A 24,607-nucleotide genomic window follows, 5' to 3' on the forward strand; every position below is an offset into this window, starting at 1 on the left:
GCGCCTTCCGGGAACCCGATCAAGCTTGAGCGCTTATGCCTGCAGCTGAACAATAAGCAGCAGGAGTTGCCGGCATGCTCAAATGGGCCCTGATCTTCCTCGTCGTATCTCTCGTGGCTGGTGCCTTGGGCTTTTCAGGCATCGCCTCCGGGGCCCGCAGCATCGCCAAGGTCCTGTTCGGCATTTTCCTGCTGATCTTCATCCTCTTCATCCTGCTGGCCTGGGGCGCGGGCGAGCTGATCTTCTAGAACTGCTTCTGCTGATTATGCATGCGCCGGGTGCATGAAGTCCCTGCTTCGAAAGCTCTGCCTTCTTTCCCGAGGCTCGCTATAGGGGCTGTTCAACTTTTTACGTTTGGGCGTGCTTGAGGGAAACTTTCTGTCTCGCGTGCGCCTTGAAGCGTAAACGAACGAAAGGGACGCCCCATGAAACGTCGTACATTCCTCCAGGCTGCAACCGTCGGCGCCGCATCGAGCGCCATTGCCGCTCCGGCCATCGCCCAGTCGAACCCGGAGATCCGCTGGCGGCTGACGTCAGCCTTCCCGAAGTCCCTGGACACCCTGTTCGGCGGCGGCGAGACGCTCGCCAAGCTCGTCTCCGAGGCCACGGACGGCAAGTTCCAGATCCAGCCCTTCGCGCCCGGCGAGATCGTCGGCGCACCTCAGGCCCTTGATGCCATCGCGGGCGGAACGGTGGAGATGGGCCACACCTGCTCGTACTATTATGTCGGCAAGGATCCGACCTTCGCCATCGGCACAACCTTGCCCTTCGGCCTCAACTCGCGCCAGACCAATGCGTGGCTCTACCATGGCGGCGGCAATGCACTGCTGAACGAGTTCTATGCCAAGCACAACGTCTACGCTCTGCCCGCGGGCAACACCGGCGTGCAGATGGGCGGCTGGTTCCGCAAGGAGATCAAGACCGTCCAGGATCTTCAGGGCCTGAAGATGCGCATCGCCGGCCTTGCAGGCCAGATCATGGGCAAGCTCGGGGTTGTGCCGCAGCAGATCGCCGGCGGCGACCTCTATCCGTCGCTCGAGCGTGGCACCATCGATGCCGCCGAGTGGGTGGCTCCTTACGACGACGAGAAGCTCGGCCTGAACAAGGTGGCGCCGTACTACTACTATCCGGGCTTCTGGGAGGGCGGTCCCGCGATCCACTTCTACATCAACCTGCAGAAGTGGAACGAGCTGCCGAAGGCCTATCAGGCGGCCCTCCAGGCTGCTGCCGGCTATGTCAACGTGGACACGCAGGCCAAGTACGACGCAAAGAACCCAGCGGCGCTCCGCAGCCTCATCGGCGCCGGGGCGCAGTTGCGTCCGTTCTCGCAGGAGATCATGGATGCGGCCTACAAGGCGGCCAATGAGGTCTACGATGAGACCTCGGCCAAGAACGCTGACTTCAAGAAGCTCTATGACAGCTACAAGGCTTTCCGCAGCGAGGAATATCTCTGGTTTCAGGTGGCGGAATACGCCTTCGACACCTTTATGATCCGCGCCCGCGCCCGCGGCTGATCAAGCATACGAGAAAGGCGGGTTTAGAGCCCGCCTTTCTCCGGATGTCACTGGCTGGCAAAAGCCGACGTATCCTCGCCCGCGAGCTTCTTCGCGTAATAAGCGATCGTCTTCGCGTAGACCTGCGACTTGTTCCAGGCCCGGATCGCTTCGAAGTTCGGCGTGCCGGGCTCCCAGTCTGCACCCTTCACCCAGCCATGACCTTTCAGATAATTCGCCGTCGAGGCGAGCACGTCCGCAGGACTGCGCAGGAGATCGGCGCGGCCATCGCCGTCGAAATCGGTGGCGTACTTGACGTAGGACGACGGCATGAACTGGGTCTGCCCCATCTCGCCCGCCCAGGCCCCGCGCATTTCGGCCGGAGACAAATCGCCCCTGTCGACGATCCTGAGCGCATCGAACAGGTGAGCCTTGAAGAAGTCGGAGCGACGGCAATCGTAGGCGAGCGTCGCAACCGAGCGGATCACCGGCAGGTTGCCGCGCACGGCGCCGAAATCGGTCTCCAGCCCCCAGATCGCCACCAGAACCGGACCCGGTACGCCGAAGCGCTGCTCGATGCGCTGGAGGGTGCCCGCATGCCGCTGCAGCATGTTGGCGCCGCCCTTGAGGCGGCCGGCGGAAACCATGCGGCCGGCGAATTGCTCGAAGCTCTGCTTGAACACGCCCTGACCGCGATCCTTCTTGATCACGCTCTGATCGAAGGTAACGCCGGACAGTCCCTGTCTGACAGCTTGGGGCGAGATACCCTGCGCCACGGCTTCCTGCCCAATGTCGTCGAGCCACTTCTCGAAACCGGCGGGATCCCGGCAGGTGGCAGCGGTCGCTTGGCCTGCCGCGAGCAGGGTGGCGGCGATGAGCGAGGCGCGTATGAAGGCCTGCATGAAGTCTCTCCAGGTTCATTTTCGTTCCTCAGCGAGGTAGGGCCAATCTCCTGTAACTCAAGATCACAGGCCCTTGAGGCAACCGGAGCAGTGCCGGCGCGTTGCTATGACGATGAGGGGCCGTCCCAGTGGGAGGATCGAGTGCGTAGCGTCAACTCCTGGCGAGCAGGGGCATTCCAAGCCGCAGCCCTGGTTCTGATCTTCGCCGCTTCCAGCACGCAGGCTGCCAACGGGCCTCTCGACCGGCCGGTGAGCAGCGAGCCTGTGCAGGTGCGCTTCGATCCTATGATTCGCCAGACTTCGGTGAAGGGTGCCGCCCCGTCCGGCCTCTGCTTCTCCTTCTTGCTGCCGGAGGAATGGCACTCGACCGCTCAGGGGCTGAAGGCTGCCCGCTCTGACGTCGAGATCGGCATTGGCCTTCGCTCCGCAGGCGAGCTTCGCGACATGCCGCAGCCCGATCTCGCGAGCCGCGACGCGGCCTTCCTGCAGAAGGATTACGAGGAGTTGCTCGGACGTCCGGCGCAATCGGTTTCCCTGTCATCGCACGGGAAGGCCGCGCGCTGGTCCGCAACCTGGATCGACGCCAACCTGCCGAGCGCCTCGCAGAGCATGACAGTCGAGACACTCATCGTGCCGCTCTCCGGCGAATGGGTGCTCGAACTCTCGCTCACCGGCGTTGAAAGCCAGGCGGCTCAGGATGCGCTCGCTGAGCGCCTGCTGACCCGATTGCAGGTGCAGGGCAGGGCAGCCTGCCAGGGCTGAGGTCAACAGAGACCTTGAACGCTTTTCATCGGCCCGCTCGCCTGCCATGGTGATCGGCCCGAAGCCGGCGTCGCGCAAGGACTGAGCCATGGACGTGATCATCTACCACAATCCCCAATGCGGCACCTCCCGCAACACGCTTGCGATGATCCGCAACGCGGGGATCGAGCCGCACATCGTCGAGTACCTCAAGAGCCCTCCCACGCGCCTGCTCCTGCGCCAGCTCATCGACCGTATGGGTGTGAGCGTCCGCGAGGTGATCCGCGAGAAGGGGACACCGTTCCAGGAACTCGGACTCGACGATCCGTCCATCGCCGACGAACTTTTGCTCGATGCCATGATGGAGCACCCGGTCCTGATCAACCGGCCCATCGTGGTCACGCCGCTGGGCGTCAGGCTGTGCCGTCCGTCGGAAGCGGTGCTCGACATCCTGCCGCCGCAGCAGGGCGAGTTCGTCAAGGAAGACGGCGAGCCGGTGGTCGATGCCGCGGGGCGGCGCGTCGGCATCGCCTGACACTGCGGAACAAGCGCGCACTCCTCCGGTTCAGGAACAGGACATACCATTTCCGGAGGAACAGCCCATGGAACTTCAAGGCAAGGTCGCGCTCATCACGGGCGCAGGGTCCGGCATCGGCAAGGCGGCGGCTCTGCGCCTTGCGCGTGAAGGCGCCATGGTGGGCGCGCTCAGCCATACGGACGACGAGATCCGCAAAACCGCGCAGGAAATCGAGCAGGCCGGAGGCAAGGCCATCCCGCTCGTCGCGGACGTGGGCGATGAAGCTCAGATGAAGAAGGCTGTCGACGATCTCGTCCAGGCCTATGGACGGCTCGACATTGTCTTCGCCAACGCCGGAATCAATGGTGTCTGGGCGCCCATCGACGAACTGCAGCCCAAGGAATGGGACCGCACCATCAACACGAATCTGCGCGGAACCTATCTGACGATCCACTACGCGGTGCCGCACCTGAAGCAGGCGGGCGGCTCCATCGTCATCACCGCGTCCATCAACGGCACGCGCACCTTCACAAGCGCGGGTGCCACGGCTTACTCCGCCACCAAAGCCGCCCAGGTGGCGATGGCCCAGATGCTGGCGGTAGAACTCGCCAAGCACAAGATCCGTGTGAATGTGGTCTGCCCCGGCAAGATCGATACGGAGATCACGGAGAACACGGACAAGCGCAACACGGAGGAGGCGGAGGTCCCGGCCGAGTTTCCTGCAGGACGGATCCCGCTCACCGGCAACGAGCCCGGCACGAGCGAAGAGGTGGCGGAACTCGTGCTCTTTCTCGCATCCGATCGCGCCCGCCATATCACCGGCACGCCGGTCTGGATCGACGGCGCGCAGTCGCTTCTTGTGTAAGTCAGCGAGCTGGAGGCGCTAGTGCGCCTCCAGCCGCGTTCCCACGGGAACGGTGGGCTCCGGCACGAAACTCTCCTTCTCCCCCGTAGGCGGCGCGGCGCGCTGGATGCTGCGATAGGCGCCCCAGATCGCCATGAGCAGCTGGGCGGTGACGAAGACATAGACCAGCCCCAGGCGTCCGAACTCCGTCATCGCCACACCCGCAATCACGGGCCCGACGGCCGCGCCTGCGCCGAGAAGGATCAGGAGGCCGCCGGCGGCCGCCACGAACTCGCCGGGCTTCACCATGTCGTTCACATGCGCCGTGACGATGCTGTAGGTCGGGATCACGCTGCCGCCGAAAATCGCCACATAGATGAAGAGCAGCCAAGCCGGCACGGTGAGCGGCACGGCGTGGATGAGCACGAGCAGGATCGATGCTGCCATGGCGGCCGTTCCCATGATCACATGGCGCCGGTCCATGCGGTCGGAAAGCCAGCCGAGGGGCCATGTTGTGACAAAGCCGCCGAGGGTGCCGCAGGTCATGAAGAGCGCGATCTCCGTGGTGTCCAGGCCGCGCTCCTGCGCCCAGATCGGGCCAAGCGCGAAGAACGAGCTGGTGGTGATACCGCACAGAACGGCCGCCACCACGCCGAAAGGCGATTGCCGGTAGAGCTGCATCAGGCTGATCCTCGTGTCGCTCACCGCATGGGCCGGAGCGGTCGCCCGCGACAGGGCCGTGGGCACGAGGGACAGGGTGATGAGGATCGCCACGAAGCAGAACAGCCGGAAACCCTGCGGATCGCCTGCCGGCAGGAGCATCTGCCCGCCGATGCCGGCCACCAGACCCGTCATGCTGTAGAGGCTCAAGGTCTGTCCGCGGGTCTGCGCCGTCACGGAGGCGTTGAGCCAGCTCTCGACCACGATGAACAATCCCGCAAAGCAGAAGCCGGTGACGGCCCGCGCGGCAACCCACACGGCCGGGCTGATCACGAGCAGATGCAGCAGCGCGGCCGAGGAAGCCACCGCGGCCAAGGCCGCGAAGGTGCGGGTGTGCCCCACCTGATGGATCACGCGGCCGGCCCAAAGGGAACCCAGGACGATGCCGACCCAGAAGGCCGCAGCTACGGTGCCGATCTCCGTGGGCGTGAACTGCTCAAGGCTCCCTCGCACGCTGAGCAGCGTGCCCTGCAGGGTGTTGCCGACCTGAATGAGGGCATAGCCGAGGAGAAGGGCGAAGAGGGTCGGCAGCACAGAGCGCATGGATGTTGGCATGAACTCTCCTGAGTTGATGAGTTCCTGTGGCTCGGACGTGCGGTTCGCACGAGCTCTGCCTCAACCTGCCGCCACGCCAAATCGCGGCGTCAACAGACACCGTGCCACCAGGATCAGACAGGAGAGGACATCAAGCCTTATGCGTGGGTTGAACTCTGGGACAGGGCTGTAGTTCCGTTACACTGCAATTGAGTTCAAGCCCGTCGGGAGGCACTGCGGCATCATTCCCAGGGATCATCAACCTCGCCGGGATTCAAGCTTGTGGTCAAGACATTGATGAAAGCCTTGACCTTCGTCGGAACAAACCGCCGATGGGGGTGAAGGATGTACACTTCCAGTGACCCGACATGATGATCCGGAAAGAGCGAGACAAGCCTGCCTTCACGCAAATCCTGACCGCAGACGAAAGTCGGAAGCCAACTGACGCCTGCTCCGGCCCGGGCGGCGAGGATCAGGGGCTCGGCTCGCGTTGAGACAAGCTTGTTCCTGATCCGGATCTTCTTCGTTTCGTTGTCTTTCTGGAAGATCCACTCGTCCGATGGAGACGGCATGCCGTACGAAAGGCACGGATGATCGGCAAGCATCTCAGGACTCTCCGGACGACCATGCTGTTCGATGTAGCGAGGGCTTGCGACGATGTGAGCCCGTGAAAGCGCAATGCGGCGACCGACAAGGCTGGAGTCGAGAGAGGCCGAGATGCGGATGGCGACATCATATCCTTCCTCGACGATGTTCACGAAGCGGTTCGAAAAATCAAAGGTAAGATCGACTTCGGGATAAAGCCTGAGGAACTCGGCCGTCATCTGCCCAAGATAGGGGCTGAACTCGTTTGGAGCCGTGACCCTGAGGGGCCCCCGGGGGGTCGTCACGCCTGCGCTTGCTTCGCTCTCCGCCGCCTCAAAGTCGCTCAGGAGTGCAAGGCAGCGCTCGAAGTAGGCCTGCCCGACCTCGGTTGGCCTGACCTGGCGTGTCGTGCGGTGGAGCAGCAGTGCCCCGATTCTCTTCTCAAGGTGAGCCACATGCTTCGTCACCATGGCCGGCGACAGGTCCAAGTTCCGGGCTGCCGCGGCAAAGCTTCCGAACTCCACGACGCGCACATAGGCACGCATGCTGTCCAGGGTATTCATATCTGCCCCCGATTATTTACTGACAGTGTGGAATGAATTTACCGGGAGCACAATTCTCATTCCAGGCTTCCTAGGGTAGCTTTGGTGGTGCCGGGGCAGAAAAGCATCTTGTTCGGTAGGCTTGTGATTAAGCGGTGCTGAGAAACAATAATGAAAAGTAAGTTTGTATCAAATTCATCTCGGCGCGCTGCTGAGGGAGGACATTTGCCGAATTGGCGTGAGGTGTTGAAAGCCCTTCCTCCGTCTGAACCTGTGTGTCGACGGAAGCAAAACCACTTTATCAACTTTGTCAGATTCGTTCTGAACCAGAGAGGATCTTATTCCAGGTTTGTTTCAGGCAAGGATAAAACACCTCTCGTTGCTTCGACTTTGTGAAACAGTGACAGGCCCGCCGGGCAAGATTTTTTCTGCTTGTTTAACCGAGCATCCCACAACGCTTCTGTAAGCCTGCCGCCGTCAGCCGCCTTGGCTTCCATTCAGGCGCGGCGCTCACCCTTGTGGAGGAGGACCTGACCGGGGGCGCTGGTGTTGCTCTCGGTGGTGAAGGTCATCAGTGCCAGCCAGGGCTAGTAGGAGCGTGGGCGCGCCCGATCCGAGGCTCCCGCGACGGCTGCTGAATGAGAAAGAGGGCCCTTGAGGCCCTCTTCTTTTACGTATCCATCTTCAGCGCGGCGATGAAGGCTTCCTGCGGGATGTCGACCTTGCCGAATTGGCGCATCCGCTTCTTGCCTTCCTTCTGCTTGTCGAGGAGCTTGCGCTTGCGCGAGGCGTCGCCGCCGTAACACTTTGCGGTCACGTCCTTGCGCAGGGCCCGGATGGTTTCGCGGGCAATGATCTTGCCGCCGATGGCGGCCTGGACCGGGATCTGGAACATGTGCGGCGGGATCAGCTCTTTCAGCTTCTCGCACATGGCACGTCCCCGGCCTTCGGCCCGGTCCCGGTGGACCAGCATGGAGAGGGCGTCCACCGGCTCCGCATTGACCAGTACCGACATCTTCACGAGGTCGCCCTCGCGGTAGTCGGAGATGTGGTAGTCGAAGGAGGCGTAGCCTTTCGAGATCGACTTCAGGCGGTCGTAGAAGTCGAACACCACCTCGTTGAGCGGCAGGTCGTAGACCACCATGGCGCGCTTGCCGACATAGTTCAGGTCGATCTGGATGCCGCGCCGCTCCTGGCACAGCTTGAGCACCGAGCCGAGATAATCGTCGGGCGTGAGGATCGTGGCGCGGATCCACGGCTCCTCGATGGTCTCGATCTTCATCACGTCCGGCATGTCGGCCGGATTGTGCAGCTCGATGGTCGAGCCGTCGCGCAGTTTCAGGTGATAGACCACGCTTGGTGCGGTGGAGATCAGGTCGAGATTGAACTCGCGCTCCAGGCGCTCCTGGATGATCTCGAGGTGCAAGAGGCCGAGGAAGCCGCAGCGGAAGCCGAAGCCGAGCGCGGCCGATGTCTCCATCTCGTAGGAGAAGCTGGCGTCGTTCAGGCGCAGCTTGCCCATGGCAGCGCGCAGGTTCTCGAACTCGGCTGCATCCACCGGGAAGAGCCCGCAGAACACCACCGGTTGTACGGGCTTGAAGCCCGGCAGCGCCTCGGCGGTGGGCTTGCGCTCGTCGGTGATAGTGTCGCCGACGCGGGTATCGGCCACTTCCTTGATCGAGGCGGTGAAGAAGCCGACCTCGCCCGGCCCGAGCACGGCCATTTCTTGCATCTTCGGCGAGAAGACGCCGACGCGGTCGAGGCTGTAGGTGGCGCCCGTGCCCATCATCCTGATGGTCGAGCCCTTTTTCATGGACCCGTCGATGATGCGCACCAGAACCACGACGCCCAGATAGGCGTCGTACCAGGAATCGACCAGGAGCGCCTTGAGCGGCGCATCCGGGTCGCCCTTGGGCGGCGGCAGCTTCTGGACGATGGCCTCCAGCACGCCCTCGATGTTGAGGCCGGTCTTGGCCGAGATCGGCACGGCCTCCGAGGCGTCGATGCCGATCACCTCCTCGATCTGCTCCTTGATCCGGTCCGGATCGGCGGCGGGCAGGTCGATCTTGTTGAGGACCGGCACGATCTCGTGGTTGGCGTCGATGGCCTGATAGACGTTGGCCAGCGTCTGGGCTTCCACGCCTTGGCTTGCGTCGACCACCAGCAGCGAGCCCTCGCAGGCGGCAAGCGAGCGCGAGACCTCGTAGGCGAAGTCCACGTGGCCGGGGGTGTCCATGAGGTTCAGGATATAGGTCTTGCCGTCCTGCGCCTTGTATTCCAGGCGCACGGTCTGCGCCTTGATGGTGATGCCGCGCTCGCGCTCGATATCCATGTTGTCGAGCACCTGCTCCGTCATCTCGCGGGCGGTGAGCGCCCCGGTGGTCTGGATCAGGCGGTCGGCGAGCGTGGACTTGCCGTGGTCGATATGGGCCACGATGGAGAAGTTGCGGATATTGTCGAAAGTGCGCGCGGTCATCAGTAAACTCTGGCGGGTGTGAAACCCTGTTGGCCGGGCAATAGCAGCCCGGCCCCCTCATGCCAAGGGAAGGCGGTGTCGCGTGGGCGCTTTCCGGGCTTTCCGGCGCCTCAGTGCCCGGCCGCGAGGCTGGCACCCTCCTTCTGGTGGGTGCCCAGCTTCTCGACCAGGGTGGCGCTCGCCTCGTTGAGGCCCACGATCTCCACCGGAATATCGTGGTGGCGGAACTTCAAGACCACCCGGTCCAGGGCGTTGATGCCGGTGATGTCCCAGAAATGGGAGGCCGTCACGTCGATCACCACCTTTTCCAAATCCTCTTCGCGGAAATCGAAGGCGCTGTGGAAGGCCTCGGCCGTGGCAAAGAAGATCTCGCCGTTCACCCGGTAGGTCCGGACGTTGCCGTCGCGTTCCGAGGCGACGGTAAAGAACTTGGCCACTTTACGGGCAAAGAAGATGCCGCTCAGGATCACACCCACCAGCACGCCCTTGGCGAGGTCATGGGTGAAGACCACCACGGCGACGGTCGCCACCATGACGATGCTGGAGCTCTTCGGGTAAAGGCGCATGGCCAGGATCGAACCCCACTGGAAGGTGTTGATCGACACCATGATCATCACGGCGACGAGCGCTGCCATGGGGATTTGGCGCACCCAGTCGTCGAGCACCAGGATGAGGAAGAGCAGGAAGGCGCCGGCCCAGAGGGTCGAGAGCCGCCCGCGCCCGCCGGACGAAACGTTGATCACCGACTGGCCGATCATGGCGCAGCCCGCCATGCCGCCGAACAGGCCGGCCACGATGTTGGCAAGGCCCTGACCGCCGCATTCCCGGTTCTTGGAGCTGTCCGTATCCGTCATCTCGTCCACGATGGCGGCCGTCATGAGGGATTCGAGCAGCCCCACCATGGCGAGCGTGAGCGAGTAGGGCAGGATGATCTGCAGGGTTTCCAGGGTGAGCGGCACGTCGGGGAGCGCGAAGACCGGCAGGTCGCTCGGCAGCTGGCCCATGTCGCCGACCGTGCGCAGGTCGAAGCCGAACCAGATCGAGACCGCCGTCAGCAGCACGATGGTCACCAGCGCGGAGGGAACCACCTTCGTCACCAGGGGCAGAAGGTAGATGATGGCGAGGCCCACCGCGACCATGCCGTACATGAGCGGCCCCTGGCCCACGAACTCGGGCAGCTGCGCCATGAAGATCAGGATGGCTAGGGCGTTCACGAAGCCTGTCACCACCGAGCGGGAGACGAAGCACATCAAGTCGCCGAGCCGCAGGAGGCCAGCGACGATCTGGAGCAAGCCGGTGAGCAGCGTGGCGGCGAGCAAATATTGCAGGCCGTGCTCCTTCACGAGCGTGACCATGACGAGGGCCATGGCCCCGGTGGCGGCGGAGATCATGCCGGGACGGCCCCCCGCGATGGCGGTGACGACCGCGATGCAGAAGGAGGCATAGAGGCCGACCTTCGGGTCGACGCCGGCGATGATCGAGAAAGCAATGGCTTCGGGGATCAGGGCAAGCGCCACCACGGTGCCGGCGAGCAGATCGCGGGGCACGTTGGGAAACCACTCGGCCTTGAGGCGGGAGAGATGGGTCATGTGAAAAGTCTCGTGAGCCCTGCTGGCGAGGGCATGCTGGGCCGCGGGCAAAAATCCTTGCCATAGGGCAGGGGCGGCCGTGGGCACTAAAAATGGGAAACAGGTTTGAAGGCGCGGCAAGGCGCCGACGCGCCGCGCTACGGCGGGGTCATCGTGAAGGACTTCGCAGGGAAGCTGTCGTGAACCATGCCCCTCCATAACAGCATGATCCAGCATTGCAACCGGCAGCACTGGGATCAGGACATGTGTTCGGCGCATGATGTGAGCCCGATTGGATTAGCAATCCCGTCTTCGCGCCCTATCCTTGCAGAACGCATTCAGGCTCCCGAGGCGGCGATGACAGGACGTTCGGCACTCTCAGATGCTCCGCAGGATGCCGGCGCCGGCAGCCGCCCCGCGCTTCACCGGACCATCGGCCCCTTCCAGATGGCGCTTTATGGCCTCGGCAGCATGCTGGGCTCGGGCGTCTACGGACTTATGGGTCAGGCGGCGGGCCAAGTGGGCAACGCGGTCTGGCTCGCCTTCCTGGTGGCCCTCGTGGCGGCTCTGCTGACGGCGCTCTCCTACGCCTCGCTCGGTTCGCGCTATCCGCGGGCAGGAGGAGCGGCCTACATCTCGGAGCGGGCCTACCGTTCGCCGCTCATCGGCTTCGTGGTGGGCCTGGCGGTGGCCTGTTCGTCGCTCACCTCGGTTGCCACCCAGTCGCGCGTCTTCGCGGCCAATCTCGCGACGCTCACCGGAGGCGGCGAGGCCATCGTCACGTGGCTGGCGCTCGGGTTCCTGCTGCTTCTGACCGGGCTGGTGCTGCGCGGCATTCGGGAATCCATGTGGGTCAATGTGCTGTGCACCTGCATCGAGGCGGCCGGCCTTCTGCTCGTGGTGGCGGTGGGCATCAGCTACTGGGGCAGCGTCGACCTGTTCGAGACGCCGCCGGCCGGAGAAGCGGCCAGCGACGTGATGATGCTGCTCGTGCTTCAGGGATCGGTGCTCACCTTCTTCGCCTTCATCGGCTTCGAGGATACGCTCAACGTGGCCGAGGAATGCCGCGATCCGCAGCGCACCATCCCCGTCGGATTGATCGCCGCCATGGCGATGGCCGCCGTGATCTACGTGGCCGTGGCAATCACGGCCGTGTCCGTGCTGCCGTGGCGCGAGCTTGCAGCGGCGCCAGGGCCCCTGACGGCCGTGATGGAGCGGGCAGCGCCCTGGCTGCCGCCCATCGTTTATACGGCCATCACGCTCTTTGCCGTGGCCAACACCGCTCTGGTCAACTACGTGACGGCCTCGCGCCTGGCCTACGGCATGTCGCATCAGGGCCTGCTGCCGGGCTGGCTCGGCCGGGTCCATGCCACCCGGCGCACGCCGCATCTGGCGATCGTCGCGCTGTTCGTCGTCGTGACCCCGCTCGCCCTCATCGGCACCATCGGCCAGCTCGCGGCCGCCACCGTGCTGCTTCTGCTCCTCGTCTTCGCCCTCATGAACGGAGCCCTGGTGCTGCTGAAGAACCGGCCCGGGGAGCCGCACGGACGATTCGAAATTCCGCTTGTCCTGCCAATTCTCGGAAGCCTCGTCTGCGCCGGTCTCGTGATCGTGCGCGTCACCACAGGCGACTGGCGCGCGCCGGCTCTCGCGGGCGGAATGCTGGCGGGAATTCTCCTGCTCTATGCGTTGTTCCGGCCCAAGGCGGACCGCCTGAGCGCGAACGCCTGATCCCTTTTGGGGGTGAGGATCGTCCGAAGGGCCACTCCAGAAGAGTTTTAGGCGCACGACGCTCAAGTGCGTAGGATCACCGCGGCATAAGACGAACAGGCGTATCGATCGGCAATGCGTTCATCCTGCAAGAAGGACGACGTGCATGGCCAAGGTGATTGTCACCGCGCAGCGGTTGAGATCCGGTCGGAGCCATCGCTTGGTGGCCATGAGGGCGACGCTGGTCTTGACCTTCGGCGTGCTCACGCACGTGCCGGCAATCCCGCAGCCCGCAATGATGACCCCGCCATCGACGCTGCGGGAGACCGGCCTCTATGCCAATTTCGGCACCCTGGATGTCGATCCCGCGCATCTCGCCTTTGCGCCCCAATATCCTTTGTGGAGCGACGGCGCCGCCAAGCGCCGATGGATCTCGCTGCCGCCGGGCACGGCCATCGACGGGTCAAATCCGGAGGCGTGGATCTTCCCGGTCGGCACACGCTTCTGGAAGGAGTTCTCCTTCAACGGCCAGCGGGTCGAGACGCGCTATCTTGAGCGCAAACCCGATGGCCAATGGCTCTACGCCGCCTATGCCTGGAGCGCCGATGGCCGCGAGACGCAACTGGTCTCAGCCCGCGGCAAGCGCGGCGCCTATCCGCTCGCAGGCGGGCGCTCGCATACGATTCCGGGCGTCGCCGACTGCAAGGCATGCCACCAAGGCGGCCCGTCCGAAGTGTTGGGTTTCGGCACCCTGCAGCTGTCGCCGGAGCGGGATCCCGGTGCACCGCATGCGGAGCTTCAGCCCGAGCCGCATGTGGACCTCAGATATCTTGTCGACAGAGGCCTGCTTGTCGGCCTGCCCAAGGCCCTGCTTGAGGCGCCGCCTCGGACCGTGGCGGCAACGGCAACGGAGCGAGCGGCGCTCGGCTACATGCATGGCAATTGCGGCCATTGCCACAACGAGCGGGGTTCGCTGCAGAACATCGGGCTCTTCCTGCGCCACAGCGTCACGAATGCAGGCGAGCCGGCCATCGCGAGCACCATCGGGCAGCCCGTGAAGAAGCAGGCTCCCGGGCAATCGCCGGACGCGGTGCTGCGGGTCGAGCCGGGTCATCCGGACCGCAGCGGCGTCATGCAGCGGATCTCCTCCCGCTCCCCGGCCTTGCAGATGCCGCCGCTCGGAACCGAGCTGATCGACGATGAGGCCGTGCGTCTGCTCAATCGCTGGATCGCCGAGAGAGGTGCTTCCATTCAGCAAGCCTCTGCAAACGAAGGGAGATGACCATGCACCGCGCCTTACCGTTGATGGTGACGATTGCCTTGCTGGTGCCCAGTGCCGTGCCTGCACAGGACAGCGCCGGCGCGCAGGTGAAGCGCGGCGAATACCTGGTCTCCATTGCAGGCTGTCACGATTGCCACACGCCTTGGACCTCGGGCTCCGCCGGTCCGGAGCCCGACATGAAGCGGGCCTTGTCCGGCCACCCGCAGGATCTGACGATTTCCGCGCCGGCCACTCTCTCCCAGCCCTGGAGCGGAGCCATGAATCCAACCTCGACAGCTTGGTCAGGCTCCTGGGGGGTAAGCTTCTCCGCCAACCTCACATCCGATCCGGAAACCGGCGTGCTGCGGGATTTCACCGAGCAGCAGTTCATCCAGACCATCCGCACGGGTCGGCACCAGGGGCAGGGCAGGCCGATCCTGCCGCCGATGCCGTGGCCGGCTTATGCAAATATGACAGACGATGATCTGAAAGCGGTCTTTGCCTATCTGCGCCAAGTTCCTCCCGTGAAGAACATGGTGCCCGATCCGCTGCCGCCGAAGCAGTGACAGCCAGGCGAGGCTCTACCGCCCCTTTTCCAGGATGCGCGAGATCACTTTGGCGGTGTAGTCCACCATCGGCACGATGCGGGCGTAGTTCAGCCGCGTCGGGCCGATGACGCCCAGAACGCCGACGATCTTCTGGCTGCCGTCCCGGAACGGGGCCGCGATCATCGATGAGCCGGAGAGGGAGAACAGCTTGTTCTCCGAGCCGATGAAGATGCGCACCCCTTCGCCGCCCTCGGCGCGGCTCAGCAGGTCGATCACGTCGGTCTGCGTCTCAAGGTCCGAGAAGAGTAGGCGGATGCGCTCCAGGTCTTCCGCCGCCTTCAGGTCGTCCAGCAGATTGGCCTGGCCGCGCACGATGAGCTGGCGGGATTCGGCAGGCCCCACCGTGGTGGCGAGCCCCGCCTCCACCAGCCGGGCGGTGAGTGCGTCGAGTTCCCGCTCCATGTCGCCGCGGCGGGCCTGGATCTCGCTCTTGAGATCGCCCAGCGTCTTGCCCTGGATGCGGGCATTGAGAAAATTGCCGGCCTCCACGAGAGCCCCTGCGGGCAGGCCCGCGGGCAGGTCGAGAAGGCGGTTTTCCACCGAGCCGTCCTCGGAGACCAGCACCACCAGGGCACGGGCCGGATCGAGGCGCACGAACTCGATGTGCTTGAGGCGCGCATTCGACTTGGAGGTCACCACCACGCCGGCGCCGCGCGAGACACCGGAGAGCAGCGCCGAGGCCTCGGCGAGCGCGGTTTCCATGGTGTGGCCCGAGGCGGCCGCCCGCATCTGCGCCTCGATGCGCGCCCGCTCGTCGGAGGTGACGTCGCCGATCTCCATCATGGCATCGACGAAGAAGCGCAGGCCCGTTTCCGTCGGCAGGCGTCCGGCGCTGGTATGAGGGGCGAAGATCAGGCCCGCCGCCTCCAGGTCCGCCATCACGTTGCGGATCGAAGCCGGCGAGAGGGGCATCGACAGGATGCGCGACAGGTGGCGCGAGCCCACGGGCTCGCCCGTGATGAGATAGCTCTCGACGATCTGGCGGAAGATCTCGCGGGAACGGTCGTTCAGCTCCGCGATGGCGCGAGGATCATTCATGAGGGCAGAATAACCGGGCACGTGCATCGGAGGTCATGGAGCGTCAATGGATCGTCCTGTGGCATCGTCATTATGTGACGGTGCTTGAGCGTGAAGGCAAGTGCGCTCGAATCCGTTCACCGTCTTAAGGGCCGTGTCGGAGGGCTGCAGGTCGGATCCGGTGATGATGCTGATCGTGCCGTCGGTCTCCAGCACGACCGCTCCCACATCCTCAAGCCGCGCATGCCCGTCGGAGCGCACGGCCGCCAGAACCTCCTCCCGGGAGAGGCGCTGGGACCGGAGCGCGCTCTCCAGGAACCGGCCGCGGTGGACGAGCAGGGTGGGCTCGGACTTGATGAGCTCCTGGAACCCTTCGGAGCGGACCGACAGCCAGGAAATCGAATATTGCAGGCCGATCAGGAGCGCGAGGGCCAGGACCCCCTCGGCCAGGGCAATGGAATTGTTGAGCAGGATGGTGGCCAGGGTGGAGCCGAGCGCCACCGTGACCACGAAGTCGAAGGCGTTGAGCTTGGCAAGCGTCCGCTTGCCCGAGATCCGCAGCAGGATGATGAGGGTGATATAGGCGAGTGTGCCGACGACAAGAACGCGCCACAGTCCGGACCAGCCCTGAAAGAACATGTCGGCTTCCTCCCGGGTCGCTAATGCCGGGGGAGCGCGATGGTTCGGGCCCCGCCTGCCTTGCCGTTGCGGCTCCAGGCCTCTATGAGCATGAAAACCTTAGGAGACAACGACATGCGCCCGTCCAACCGTGCCCCCGACGAACTGCGGCCCGTCACCCTGGAGCGCGGGGTCGCGCGCTATGCGGAAGGCTCCTGCCTCGTCTCCTTCGGCAACACGAAGGTGATCTGCACCGCCTCGCTGGAGGAGAAGGGCCCGCCGTGGCTGCGCGGCACAGGCAAGGGCTGGGTGACGGCGGAATACTCCATGCTGCCCCGCGCCACCCATGAGCGCACCCGACGCGAGGTCAATTCCGGCAAGCCCTCGGGACGCACCCAGGAGATCCAGCGCCTCATCGGCCGCTCCTTGCGCGCCGTGGTCAACCTACCGGCCATGGGCGAGCGGCAGATCGTGGTCGATTGCGACGTGATCCAGGCCGACGGCGGCACCCGCACCGCCTCCATCACCGGCGCCTGGGTGGCCCTGCACGATTGCTTCGCCTGGATGCAGAGCCGCTCCATCATCTCGATCAATCCCCTACGCGAGCCCGTCGCCGCCATCTCCTGCGGCATCTACAAGGGCACTCCGGTGCTCGATCTCGACTACGCCGAGGACTCGGCCGCCGAGACGGATTCCAATTTCGTGATCACGGGCTCCGGCGGCATCGTCGAGGTCCAGGGCACGGCCGAGGGCAAGCCCTTCTCCGAGGAGGAGTTCCTGAACCTGCTCCACCTCGCCAAGGCTGGCGTGGCGCAGCTCGTGGACCTGCAGAAGAAGGCCGTGGCATGAGTCTGCATCGCGCTCTCACCGGCAAGGTCGTCATCGCCACCCACAACGCGGGCAAGCTGCGCGAGATGCAGGAGCTGCTCGCGCCCTTCGGGATCGAGGCCGTCTCTGCGGGCGAGCTCGGCCTGCCCGTGCCCGACGAGACGGGCCATATGTTCGCCGAGAACGCCGCGATCAAGGCCCATGCGGCCGCCAAGGCCACGGGCCTGCCGGCGCTCTCCGACGATTCGGGACTCTGCGTGGACGCGCTCGACGGCGCGCCCGGCCTGTTCACGGCCGATTGGGCCGGGCCGAACAAGGATTTTTATGCCGCCATGGAGCGGGTGATGCGCGAGCTGAAGAAGCGCGACGCGACGGACCGGCGCGCGCATTTCGTTTCGGCGCTGGTCATCGCCTGGCCTGACGGGCACGAGGAGCTGTTCGAGGGTCGCATCTTCGGCCAGGTGGTCTGGCCACCGCGCGGGACTAAGGGTTTCGGCTACGACCCCATGTTCCAGCCGGACGGCTTCACCGAGACCTTCGGCGAAATCTCCTCGGACGAGAAGCACGGCATCGACTGGTCGAAACCGCAGCCCTCGGGGCTCTCCCACCGCGCGCGCGCTTTCGTAAAGCTGGCGGCCGGGTGCTTGGACAGGGCTTGAGATAACCCACTGTCATTCCGGGGCCGCGTAGCGGAGCCCGGAATCCATAACCGCTAGCGGTGCAGGAAAAGGCACAACGCTGCTCATCCTCTCTTGAGCCGTCGTGTTTATGGATTCCGGGCTCGCCTGCGGCGCCCGGGAATGACAATGAAGGGCATGGTAATCGCAAAAGAAAAGAGCGCCCCGAGGGGCGCTCTCGCTGCTGAGTAAGCTGATTTAGACGTTGGTCGGGCCGTTGCCGCGGCGCTTGGCCATGTAGGCGTCGAACTCCTCGCGGTCCTTGGCCCGCTTCAGCTCCTCGACGAAGTTGCGGAAGTCACAGGCCTCCTCGTCGAGCTTGCGGCGCTCTTCCTCGAGGCGCTCCAGCTCGCTGCGGCGGTACTCGTCGAAAGCCGCGTTGCCGGTGCTGGCAAAGCCGCCGAAGCCGGCAGCGCCGCGGGACGAGAAGAGGTCATCCTTGGCGCGGCCGAACGTGTCGTTCAGGAAGGCCTTGGCTTGGTCGTATTTCGGATATCCCATCATTTTCCACACCAGATAGGCCAGCGCGAGCGGCCAGACGAAGATGAAGCCCAGAATGATGCCGGCGATCTCCAGACCGCGGCCGGGCTTGCGCCCGCAGCGACGGTTGGTCCGGTTTTCCCACGGCCCCGCGTGCGGGCCCGCGTTCCAGGCGGCGGAGGCAGAATCTGACATCGATAGGGTCCTATGTTAATGCTAACAACATTAACATGCGGATCGATCTGGGCGGTTTCAAGGGATCAAACTCTAAAAATCGACAGGGAGCTTAGGCTTTGCCCTTGAGAGCGCCGTGGACGAGGGCAAGCACGCCGGCCCGCAGGAGTTCGTACTTGTCCGGCAGTCCAGGTCCCTTCGGCAGCTGACCCGCCGCGTCGAGGGTCGCGATGCCATGGGACAGCGCCCAGACCTCGATGGCGATGAACCGGGCATCGACCGTCTGGAAGCCTTCCGGAAAAGTATCGGCGAGCGCCTTGACCAGGAAGTCGAACGCATTGCCGGCGGGCTTGCCCCCGCTTTCCACAGCCTTGGCCCAGAAGGGCCCGCAGGAGGCCTCGCCCTCGGCAGCCTTCGCCGAGAACATGGCCGTGTAGAAGCCGGGCTCCTGCTCGGCGAAGGCAAGATAGGCCTCTCCCATGCGTGTGAAGCGCTCGAGCGCCGTACCGTCGCTCTGCAGGGCACGGCCGAGGCGCTTGGCGAGTTCGTCGTAGCCGCGGAACGCCACCTCGGCCACTAGGGCATCCCGGCCCCGGAAATGGCGGTAGAGCGCCGCCGGCGTCACGCCCACGAGCTTGGCCGCATCGGCGAGCGTGAACCCACCGATTCCCCGCTCGGCAATGAAGCGCTGCGCCGCCTCGATCAGCGCCTCCTTCAAATTGCCGTGGTGATAGCCCTGCCGGTCGAACGGACCGCGCCAATGCCGCATGATGGGTTCCTTAACTCTCTGCCGGCCATCTTAGGCTCCCCATACGGCGGACGCCAGAATGGAACGGCTCATAGAGTGAACATCATTGTGAGTGAAGAGGTTCAGAAATCTTTCACCCGCTACGTGTCATCCTCAGGCCAAGCCGCAGGCGAGGGAAGGGGATCCACTCACACTCAGCGCCGCTATGGCTTCCCTTCCCCTCCACTGACGCTCCGGGCGCGAATGTCATCAGTGCGTAGGACACACGCGACACCGGCACCCGTGACGTTCGGCCTCCGACCTGCCATATACGCCCCATGATCGATCATCCGACGCGCGATGTGGGCTTTGGCGTTTATGTCCATTGGCCCTTCTGCGCCTCCAAATGCCCCTATTGCGACTTCAACAGCCATGTCCGCCACCAGCCGGTGGATCAGGAGCGGTTTCTGGCGGCCTTCCGGCGCGAGATCGCCCACACGGCGGCGCGCATTCCGGGCAGGACGGTCACGAGCGTGTTCTTCGGCGGCGGCACGCCCTCCCTCATGAAGCCGCAGACCGTGGGCGCGATCCTCGATGCTATCGGTGGCGCCTGGGGGATTGATCCGAAAGCGGAAGTAACGCTCGAGGCTAACCCCACCAGCGTGGAGGCGGAGCGCTTTCGCGGCTATCGGAGTGCTGGCATCAACCGGGTCTCGCTCGGCGTTCAGGCTTTGAACGATCCCGATCTCAAGCGCCTCGGGCGCATGCATTCCGTCGACGAGGCCTTGGGCGCGGTGAAGATCGCCGCTTCCATCTTCGAGCGCTATTCCTTCGACCTGATCTATGCCCGGCCTGGGCATACGCCAGAGGCCTGGGCCGCGGAGCTGGAGCAGGCGATTTCCCATGCGGTGGAGCACCTGTCGCTCTACCAGCTCACCATCGAGCCGGGCACCTGGTTCCAGCGTCTCTACGATGCGGGAAAAATCACCGTGCCGGACGAGGAGACCGGCCGCGCGCTCTACGACATTACGCAGGAAACGTGCGAGAAGCACGGCCTTCCCAGTTACGAGATCTCGAACCATGCGCGGCCCGGGGCGGAATCGCAGCACAACCTGCTCTATTGGCGCTACGGCGAATATGCCGGCATCGGCCCCGGCGCCCACGGGCGCCTGGTGACAGGCAATGCGCGTCTTGCCACATCCACCGAGAAACACCCGGAGACCTGGCTGGAGTTGGTGGAGCGCGAGGGGCATGGCGTCATTGATGAGGAGGTGCTGACCTCCGAGGCCGAGGGCGACGAATTCCTGCTCATGGGGCTTCGGCTCAAGGAGGGCGTCGACCCGCGCCGCTTCGAGGCCTTCACCGGCAAGACACTCAATCAGCGCGGCTTGCGGATCCTCGCGGAGGAGGGCCTGATCCGCCACGACGGCTCACGCCTTGCCGTGACGCCGAAGGGCTTTCCGGTGCTCAACGCGGTGATTGCGGAGCTGGCGGCTTAGAACGCGCCACTGTCATTCCGGGGCGGCGCAGCCGAGCCCGGAATCCATAAACGTTCACGGTGCAGACTGGAACGGCCTCGTGGTTATGGATCCCCGCCTGCGCGGGGATGACAGGGTTGAGGTTCTGGCGATCTATCCTGCATGCGATCCCGGACCGCCTGCAGCGTCCGGGATGACGCTGTGGTTATCTCTTCAGCTTCGACTCGATCACGTCCCACACCGTCACGGCGAGATCCGGTCCGCCGAGGCGCTTGATGGCGCGGATGCCGGTGGGCGCCGTCACGTTGATCTCGGTGAGGTTGCCGTCGATCACGTCGATGCCCACGAGGATCAGGCCCATGCGCTTCAGGTCGGGGCCGATGGTCTCGCAGATCTCGCGCTCGCGGGGCGTGAGGTCCGTGGGTTTTGCCGCTCCGCCGCGCACCATGTTGGAGCGGATGTCGTTGGCCGCCGGCACCCGGTTGATGGCGCCCGCCGCCTCGCCGTCGATGAGGATGATGCGCTTGTCGCCTTCCGTGATCTTGGGCAGGAAGCGCTGGATCACCCAGGGCTCGCGGAACAGGTTGGCGAAGAGGTCATAGAGCGATCCGAAATTCGGGTCCTCCCGGCCGACCTTGAACACGCTCGCGCCGCCATGGCCGTAGAGCGGCTTCATCACCACGTCGCCATGCTCGCGCCGGAACTCTTCGATCTCTTGCTTGTCGCGGGAGATCAGGGTCGGGGGCATCAGGTGCGGGAAATGGGTGACGAAGATCTTTTCCGGCGCGTTGCGCACATGGGTCGGATCGTTGACCACGAGAGTCTTCGGGTGGATGCGCTCCAGGAAGTGGGTGGCGGTGATGTAGGCCAGATCGAAGGGCGGGTCCTGGCGCATGAGCACGGCGTCGACGGTGGAGAGATCGACCCGCTCCGGGGTTCCAAGCGTGAAGTGATCGCCCTCCTGGTCGCGCACCTCGACAGGCTCGGCCATGGCGATCACCGCGCCGTCCCGCAGGGACAGGCGGTCGGGCGTATAGTGCAGGACCCGGTGCCCCCGCCGCTGGGCCTCCAGCAGCAGCGCGAAGCCGGTATCGCCCGCGATCTTGAGGCTGCGGATATGGTCCATCTGGAACGCGACGGTGAGGGTCATGAGTCGGGCCTCCTGGGAAGCAGGGTTATTGGGCCTAAAATGTGGGATGGCAACTGCTCATCCCGCCGGGTTTGAACGAAAGCCGGGGATGCGGGTTATTCAACGGCCCCGCTTGAGGGCTGCCCCTTGCAGATCCCCTCAAGCTTTTCCATGTGAGAGTATATGCCCCGCCGCGCCCTTCTGATCGTCAATGCCAAGAGCCGCAGCGGTGCCGCCCAGCGTGACATCGCCGTCGAGCGCTTGAAAGACCATGGAATCGAGCCGGTTCACGTAGATTGCGGCCGCCGGGAGGATCTGTCGCCTCTCATCGTCAAGCACGCGAAAGATGTGGATTGCGCCGTGGTCGGCGGGGGAGACGGAACGCTCAACGCGGCGGCCTTCGGGGTCATCGAGGCCGGTCTGCCGCTCGGCATCCTGCCGCTGGGCACGGCCAACGATCTCGCCCGCACCCTCGATGTGCCCTTCGATCTCGATGGGGCCGCCCAGGTGATCGCCGACGGCCACACCCGCAAGATCGATCTCGGCCTCGTCAACGGCGAGCCCTTCTTCAACGTGGCGAGCATCGGGCTCTCGGCGGAACTGGCCCAGAAGCTGACGCGGGACATCAAGCGCCGCTGGGGCCGTCTCGGCTACGCCATGGTAGCCCTGAACGTTCTGATGCACGCCAAGCCCTTCCGGGCGACGATCTACAGCGAGAACGAGGCGGCGCGCGTGCGCACGCTCCAGGTCGCCGTGGGCAATGGCCGCTTCTATGGCGGCGGCAACGCGGTCGAGCAGGATGCCGCCATCGACGACCACCACCTCGATCTCTACAGCCTCGAACTGAGACAGGCCTGGAAGCTCGCCCTGATGGCGCGCTCGTTCCGCCAGGGCCGGCAAGGCGCCTGGAGCGAGGTGCGGGCAGTGCGCGCCAAGGAGTTCGACATTCGCACCCGCAAGCCCAGGCCCGTCAATGCGGATGGCGAGATCGTCACCCAGACGCCGGCGCATTTCTCGATCCGGCCTTCGGCCGTGACGGTGTTTGCGCCGAAGAAGGCCTAGGGTTGAGGATGTGCCAGTCACAAGGGAATGACAAACTTCATCGACTAGGCTTAGTTGGTAAACGAACAGGCTAGTCCATTCCCTTGTAAAACTGCATTTTCGATGAAACGCTTCAGGTCCGAATAATAGATTCTCAGGCAGCGAGAAACGTCATCGAGGAACTCAGCTTCAATCCAAGTCGCCTCCCGGAGAAGCTCCTCCGGCGTCTTTTCGGAGAGGATTTTGGCGATTTCCGCCGTTGTCGGAACCGTGATGAAGCCCATGAAGCAACCCGTTCCATCCCACGCTGCGAAGCCTCCCGGATGGCCGAACTCGCCGTTTGTTAGGTAGCGCAACGCATCTGAACGGCGCTCGAAAACCCAGTCGACTTGGGACTGATCCAGATCGATGCTGTCGAACATGACCTCATCCTCGACATCTTCCCATGTCGGATTTGCGGTGCGAGTAAGCCAACCATCGTCCATAGCAAACAGGGTGTAATTAGCGGTCACGCTGGCATCCTGATATCAAATCAGTATTATATTACATCGAGTTCGAATGCCGAGACAATGTGCTTTGGCCATCGCTTGCGCGCGATGAACACCGCATCCGCACGCCAAGTCTTGTCGGCGGCCCAATCGTTGCGCGAGAGCCATGCCCGCACCGCGCGCGAAAAGCGCTGGCGCTTGCGCGCTGTGATGGCCGAGAGCGCGTCGTCCATGAGCCCGCGCGCCTTCACCTCGACGAACGCGATGGTGTCGCCGCGCATGACGATCAGGTCGATCTCTCCACCTGATGCCGCATAGCGGCGGGCGAGGGGGCGATAGCCTTTCGAGATCAGGAACAGCAGCGCGATCCATTCCGCGCGGTGGCCGCGGAGAAAGGTCGCTTCGCGGCGGTCGAGGGCGCTCTTCATTCGCCCTTCTTGGCAAGCACCAAGGCGCGGGCATAGACCTCGCGCTTGGGCAGATCGAGTTCATCCGCCACGATGGCTGCCGCGTCCTTGATCGAGTGGTTCTTCAGCGCCGCTTCGAGCTTGCCGTCGAGTGCCGCATCGGCTTCCGCCGCATGCATGGCCTTGGTGGCTTCGCCGATCAGCACCACGATCTCGCCCTTGGGCGGGCCTTCTTCGGCAAATTGCCGGGCGAGCTCGGGGAGCGTTCCGCGCCGGATCGTCTCGAACATTTTGGTGAGTTCGCGCGCCACCACGGCCTGACGCTCGCCCAGCACCTCGGCGGCGTCCGCCAGCATCTCGGGCAGGCGGTGCGGGCCTTCGAAGAGCATGAGCGTGCCGGGAATGGTGCCGATTTCGGCAAGCCTCGTGCGGCGCGCGCCGCTCTTCGATGGCAGGAAGCCCTCGAAGAAGAAGCGGTCCGTCGGCAGGCCAGACGCCACGAGCGCGGTGAGAACGGCGGACGGACCGGGGATCGGCGTGACCGGAAGCCCTTCCTCGATGGCCGCCTGCACGAGCTTGTAGCCAGGATCCGACACCAGCGGCGTTCCGGCATCGGACACCAAGGCCAGAGCCTGCCCCTCGCGGATACGGTGGACCATGCGTTCGCGCACGGCCTCGTTGGAATGCTCGTGATAGGCCACCAGCGGCGTGGTGATGCCGTAATGGGCCAGAAGCGTCTTCGTCACCCGCGTGTCCTCCGCCAGCACCGCGTCCGCGGCCGCCAGCACGCTGAGCGCACGAAAGGACACATCCTGCAGGTTGCCGATGGGGGTGGCGACCACAAAGAGGCCTGGCGAGAGGGGCTTGGCTTCGGCGGCAAGGCCGAAGGCGGTGAAGGTGGCGATCCGCTCATTGGGTTCGCGCCGCTTGGTTCGATTATCGATTCTCTGAGTCATGAGATCGGCACTCTCGCATGAAGCGGCGCCCTCGCGAAAGCAGGCGCGTAGGGCTTTCGCACGGCTTGTGAGAAACAATGTTTACT

Annotated in this window: 25 protein-coding genes; 12 read left to right on the plus strand and 13 right to left on the minus strand. The window is 64.4% G+C overall.

Annotated features, from left to right (window positions below):
- Positions 1-74 precede the first annotated feature (74 nt).
- A complete protein-coding gene (locus JQC81_RS15410; protein ID WP_203272688.1) occupies positions 75-248 on the plus strand; it encodes a DUF1328 domain-containing protein in 174 nt (57 codons plus the stop codon).
- Between the two features lie 177 nt (positions 249-425).
- Entirely contained in the window at positions 426-1,514 is a 1,089-nt protein-coding gene (locus JQC81_RS15415; protein WP_203272689.1) for a TRAP transporter substrate-binding protein, read from the plus strand.
- A gap of 47 nt (positions 1,515-1,561) precedes the next feature.
- Here the strand turns inward: JQC81_RS15415 and JQC81_RS15420 are convergent, their stop codons facing one another.
- Entirely contained in the window at positions 1,562-2,395 is an 834-nt protein-coding gene (locus JQC81_RS15420; RefSeq protein WP_203272690.1) for a lytic murein transglycosylase, read from the minus strand.
- Between the two features lie 141 nt (positions 2,396-2,536).
- On the opposite strand from JQC81_RS15420, the gene JQC81_RS15425 reads away from it, so the two are divergent.
- The 3 genes from JQC81_RS15425 (at position 2,537) to JQC81_RS15435 (ending at position 4,518) form a co-directional block, all read left to right on the plus strand.
- Positions 2,537-3,157 carry a hypothetical protein gene (locus JQC81_RS15425; protein ID WP_203272691.1) on the plus strand — a complete coding sequence of 207 codons (621 nt, stop codon included), beginning with the start codon at positions 2,537-2,539 and terminating at the stop codon, positions 3,155-3,157.
- Between the two features lie 88 nt (positions 3,158-3,245).
- Entirely contained in the window at positions 3,246-3,671 is a 426-nt protein-coding gene (arsC, locus tag JQC81_RS15430; RefSeq protein WP_203272692.1) for an arsenate reductase (glutaredoxin), read from the plus strand.
- Between the two features lie 67 nt (positions 3,672-3,738).
- Positions 3,739-4,518 (plus strand): SDR family oxidoreductase, encoded by a 780-nt coding sequence (locus JQC81_RS15435; protein ID WP_203272693.1) that lies wholly within the window; start codon positions 3,739-3,741, stop codon positions 4,516-4,518.
- Positions 4,519-4,536: 18 nt separating this feature from the next.
- Here the strand turns inward: JQC81_RS15435 and JQC81_RS15440 are convergent, their stop codons facing one another.
- The 4 genes from JQC81_RS15440 to JQC81_RS15455 all read right to left on the minus strand — a co-directional run bounded on the left by JQC81_RS15440 (position 4,537) and on the right by JQC81_RS15455 (position 10,943).
- On the minus strand, positions 4,537-5,772 hold the full coding sequence (locus JQC81_RS15440) for an MFS transporter (protein ID WP_203272694.1): 1,236 nt from the start codon (positions 5,770-5,772) through the stop codon (positions 4,537-4,539).
- A 221-nt stretch (positions 5,773-5,993) separates the two neighbouring features.
- Positions 5,994-6,899 (minus strand): LysR family transcriptional regulator, encoded by a 906-nt coding sequence (locus JQC81_RS15445; RefSeq protein ID WP_203272695.1) that lies wholly within the window; start codon positions 6,897-6,899, stop codon positions 5,994-5,996.
- Positions 6,900-7,548: 649 nt separating this feature from the next.
- Positions 7,549-9,354, minus strand: coding sequence for a translation elongation factor 4 (lepA, locus tag JQC81_RS15450; RefSeq protein WP_203272696.1), 1,806 nt, complete (start codon positions 9,352-9,354; stop codon positions 7,549-7,551).
- Positions 9,355-9,464: 110 nt separating this feature from the next.
- Positions 9,465-10,943, minus strand: a complete 1,479-nt coding sequence (locus JQC81_RS15455) for a SulP family inorganic anion transporter (protein WP_203272697.1) — start codon at positions 10,941-10,943, stop codon at positions 9,465-9,467.
- A gap of 336 nt (positions 10,944-11,279) precedes the next feature.
- Here JQC81_RS15455 and JQC81_RS15460 point away from each other — a divergent pair, with 336 nt between their 5' ends.
- From JQC81_RS15460 to JQC81_RS15470, 3 genes are all read left to right on the plus strand, one after another.
- A complete protein-coding gene (locus tag JQC81_RS15460; protein WP_203272698.1) occupies positions 11,280-12,653 on the plus strand; it encodes an APC family permease in 1,374 nt (457 codons plus the stop codon).
- Positions 12,654-12,798: 145 nt separating this feature from the next.
- Positions 12,799-13,914 (plus strand): hypothetical protein, encoded by a 1,116-nt coding sequence (locus tag JQC81_RS15465; RefSeq protein WP_203272699.1) that lies wholly within the window; start codon positions 12,799-12,801, stop codon positions 13,912-13,914.
- Between the two features lie 2 nt (positions 13,915-13,916).
- The gene (locus JQC81_RS15470) at positions 13,917-14,459 is read left to right on the plus strand and encodes a c-type cytochrome (RefSeq protein WP_203272700.1); all 543 of its coding nucleotides are present in this window, start codon (positions 13,917-13,919) and stop codon (positions 14,457-14,459) included.
- A gap of 15 nt (positions 14,460-14,474) precedes the next feature.
- On the opposite strand, the gene hrcA is transcribed toward JQC81_RS15470, so the two are convergent.
- Entirely contained in the window at positions 14,475-15,539 is a 1,065-nt protein-coding gene (gene hrcA / locus JQC81_RS15475) for a heat-inducible transcriptional repressor HrcA (protein ID WP_246520447.1), read from the minus strand.
- Between the two features lie 33 nt (positions 15,540-15,572).
- Entirely contained in the window at positions 15,573-16,157 is a 585-nt protein-coding gene (locus tag JQC81_RS15480) for a DUF421 domain-containing protein (protein WP_203272702.1), read from the minus strand.
- A 114-nt stretch (positions 16,158-16,271) separates the two neighbouring features.
- On the opposite strand from JQC81_RS15480, the gene rph reads away from it, so the two are divergent.
- Complete coding sequence (gene rph, locus JQC81_RS15485; RefSeq protein ID WP_203272703.1) at positions 16,272-16,985, plus strand: ribonuclease PH; 714 nt, start codon at positions 16,272-16,274, stop codon at positions 16,983-16,985.
- Entirely contained in the window at positions 16,982-17,623 is a 642-nt protein-coding gene (rdgB, locus tag JQC81_RS15490) for an RdgB/HAM1 family non-canonical purine NTP pyrophosphatase (protein WP_203272704.1), read from the plus strand. Before rph ends, rdgB begins: the two co-directional genes overlap by 4 nt.
- Before the next feature lie 216 nt (positions 17,624-17,839).
- Here the strand turns inward: rdgB and JQC81_RS15495 are convergent, their stop codons facing one another.
- Both JQC81_RS15495 and JQC81_RS15500 read right to left on the minus strand, forming a co-directional pair.
- A complete protein-coding gene (locus JQC81_RS15495) occupies positions 17,840-18,316 on the minus strand; it encodes a DUF2852 domain-containing protein (protein ID WP_203272705.1) in 477 nt (158 codons plus the stop codon).
- A 91-nt stretch (positions 18,317-18,407) separates the two neighbouring features.
- On the minus strand, positions 18,408-19,064 hold the full coding sequence (locus JQC81_RS15500) for a TetR/AcrR family transcriptional regulator (RefSeq protein ID WP_203272706.1): 657 nt from the start codon (positions 19,062-19,064) through the stop codon (positions 18,408-18,410).
- Between the two features lie 296 nt (positions 19,065-19,360).
- Between JQC81_RS15500 and hemW the strand changes: the two genes are divergently transcribed.
- A complete protein-coding gene (gene hemW / locus JQC81_RS15505; RefSeq protein ID WP_203272707.1) occupies positions 19,361-20,521 on the plus strand; it encodes a radical SAM family heme chaperone HemW in 1,161 nt (386 codons plus the stop codon).
- A 184-nt stretch (positions 20,522-20,705) separates the two neighbouring features.
- On the opposite strand, the gene gshB is transcribed toward hemW, so the two are convergent.
- Complete coding sequence (gene gshB, locus JQC81_RS15510) at positions 20,706-21,650, minus strand: glutathione synthase (protein ID WP_203272708.1); 945 nt, start codon at positions 21,648-21,650, stop codon at positions 20,706-20,708.
- A gap of 162 nt (positions 21,651-21,812) precedes the next feature.
- Between gshB and JQC81_RS15515 the strand changes: the two genes are divergently transcribed.
- Positions 21,813-22,691, plus strand: coding sequence for a lipid kinase (locus tag JQC81_RS15515; RefSeq protein ID WP_203272709.1), 879 nt, complete (start codon positions 21,813-21,815; stop codon positions 22,689-22,691).
- Between the two features lie 50 nt (positions 22,692-22,741).
- On the opposite strand, the gene JQC81_RS15520 is transcribed toward JQC81_RS15515, so the two are convergent.
- Genes JQC81_RS15520 through rsmI form a run of 3 tightly spaced genes read right to left on the minus strand, consistent with a single transcriptional unit; the run spans position 22,742 to position 24,521 of the window.
- A complete protein-coding gene (locus JQC81_RS15520) occupies positions 22,742-23,182 on the minus strand; it encodes a hypothetical protein (protein ID WP_203272710.1) in 441 nt (146 codons plus the stop codon).
- 26 nt (positions 23,183-23,208) lie between these two features.
- On the minus strand, positions 23,209-23,586 hold the full coding sequence (locus JQC81_RS15525; protein WP_203272711.1) for a YraN family protein: 378 nt from the start codon (positions 23,584-23,586) through the stop codon (positions 23,209-23,211).
- Positions 23,583-24,521 carry a 16S rRNA (cytidine(1402)-2'-O)-methyltransferase gene (gene rsmI / locus JQC81_RS15530; protein ID WP_203272712.1) on the minus strand — a complete coding sequence of 313 codons (939 nt, stop codon included), beginning with the start codon at positions 24,519-24,521 and terminating at the stop codon, positions 23,583-23,585. Before rsmI ends, JQC81_RS15525 begins: the two co-directional genes overlap by 4 nt.
- Between the last annotated feature and the right edge of the window lie 86 nt (positions 24,522-24,607).

Source organism: Microvirga arabica, from assembly GCF_016811235.1.
GTDB classification, from domain to species: Bacteria; Pseudomonadota; Alphaproteobacteria; order Rhizobiales; family Beijerinckiaceae; genus Microvirga; species Microvirga arabica.

Bases quoted from the DNA above. Each gene is read 5' to 3' on its own strand.
- JQC81_RS15410 (WP_203272688.1), top strand. From the start codon at position 75: ATGCTCAAATGGGCCCTGATCTTCCTCGTCGTATCTCTCGTGGCTGGT.
- JQC81_RS15415 (WP_203272689.1), top strand. From the start codon at position 426: ATGAAACGTCGTACATTCCTCCAGGCTGCAACCGTCGGCGCCGCATCG.
- JQC81_RS15420 (WP_203272690.1), bottom strand. From the start codon at position 2,395: ATGCAGGCCTTCATACGCGCCTCGCTCATCGCCGCCACCCTGCTCGCG.
- arsC (WP_203272692.1), top strand. From the start codon at position 3,246: ATGGACGTGATCATCTACCACAATCCCCAATGCGGCACCTCCCGCAAC.
- JQC81_RS15435 (WP_203272693.1), top strand. From the start codon at position 3,739: ATGGAACTTCAAGGCAAGGTCGCGCTCATCACGGGCGCAGGGTCCGGC.
- JQC81_RS15440 (WP_203272694.1), bottom strand. From the start codon at position 5,772: ATGCCAACATCCATGCGCTCTGTGCTGCCGACCCTCTTCGCCCTTCTC.
- JQC81_RS15445 (WP_203272695.1), bottom strand. From the start codon at position 6,899: ATGAATACCCTGGACAGCATGCGTGCCTATGTGCGCGTCGTGGAGTTC.
- lepA (WP_203272696.1), bottom strand. From the start codon at position 9,354: ATGACCGCGCGCACTTTCGACAATATCCGCAACTTCTCCATCGTGGCC.
- JQC81_RS15455 (WP_203272697.1), bottom strand. From the start codon at position 10,943: ATGACCCATCTCTCCCGCCTCAAGGCCGAGTGGTTTCCCAACGTGCCC.
- JQC81_RS15460 (WP_203272698.1), top strand. From the start codon at position 11,280: ATGACAGGACGTTCGGCACTCTCAGATGCTCCGCAGGATGCCGGCGCC.
- JQC81_RS15465 (WP_203272699.1), top strand. From the start codon at position 12,799: ATGGCCAAGGTGATTGTCACCGCGCAGCGGTTGAGATCCGGTCGGAGC.
- JQC81_RS15470 (WP_203272700.1), top strand. From the start codon at position 13,917: ATGCACCGCGCCTTACCGTTGATGGTGACGATTGCCTTGCTGGTGCCC.
- hrcA (WP_246520447.1), bottom strand. From the start codon at position 15,539: ATGAATGATCCTCGCGCCATCGCGGAGCTGAACGACCGTTCCCGCGAG.
- JQC81_RS15480 (WP_203272702.1), bottom strand. From the start codon at position 16,157: ATGTTCTTTCAGGGCTGGTCCGGACTGTGGCGCGTTCTTGTCGTCGGC.
- rph (WP_203272703.1), top strand. From the start codon at position 16,272: ATGCGCCCGTCCAACCGTGCCCCCGACGAACTGCGGCCCGTCACCCTG.
- rdgB (WP_203272704.1), top strand. From the start codon at position 16,982: ATGAGTCTGCATCGCGCTCTCACCGGCAAGGTCGTCATCGCCACCCAC.
- JQC81_RS15495 (WP_203272705.1), bottom strand. From the start codon at position 18,316: ATGTCAGATTCTGCCTCCGCCGCCTGGAACGCGGGCCCGCACGCGGGG.
- JQC81_RS15500 (WP_203272706.1), bottom strand. From the start codon at position 19,064: ATGCGGCATTGGCGCGGTCCGTTCGACCGGCAGGGCTATCACCACGGC.
- hemW (WP_203272707.1), top strand. From the start codon at position 19,361: ATGATCGATCATCCGACGCGCGATGTGGGCTTTGGCGTTTATGTCCAT.
- gshB (WP_203272708.1), bottom strand. From the start codon at position 21,650: ATGACCCTCACCGTCGCGTTCCAGATGGACCATATCCGCAGCCTCAAG.
- JQC81_RS15515 (WP_203272709.1), top strand. From the start codon at position 21,813: ATGCCCCGCCGCGCCCTTCTGATCGTCAATGCCAAGAGCCGCAGCGGT.
- JQC81_RS15525 (WP_203272711.1), bottom strand. From the start codon at position 23,586: ATGAAGAGCGCCCTCGACCGCCGCGAAGCGACCTTTCTCCGCGGCCAC.
- rsmI (WP_203272712.1), bottom strand. From the start codon at position 24,521: ATGACTCAGAGAATCGATAATCGAACCAAGCGGCGCGAACCCAATGAG.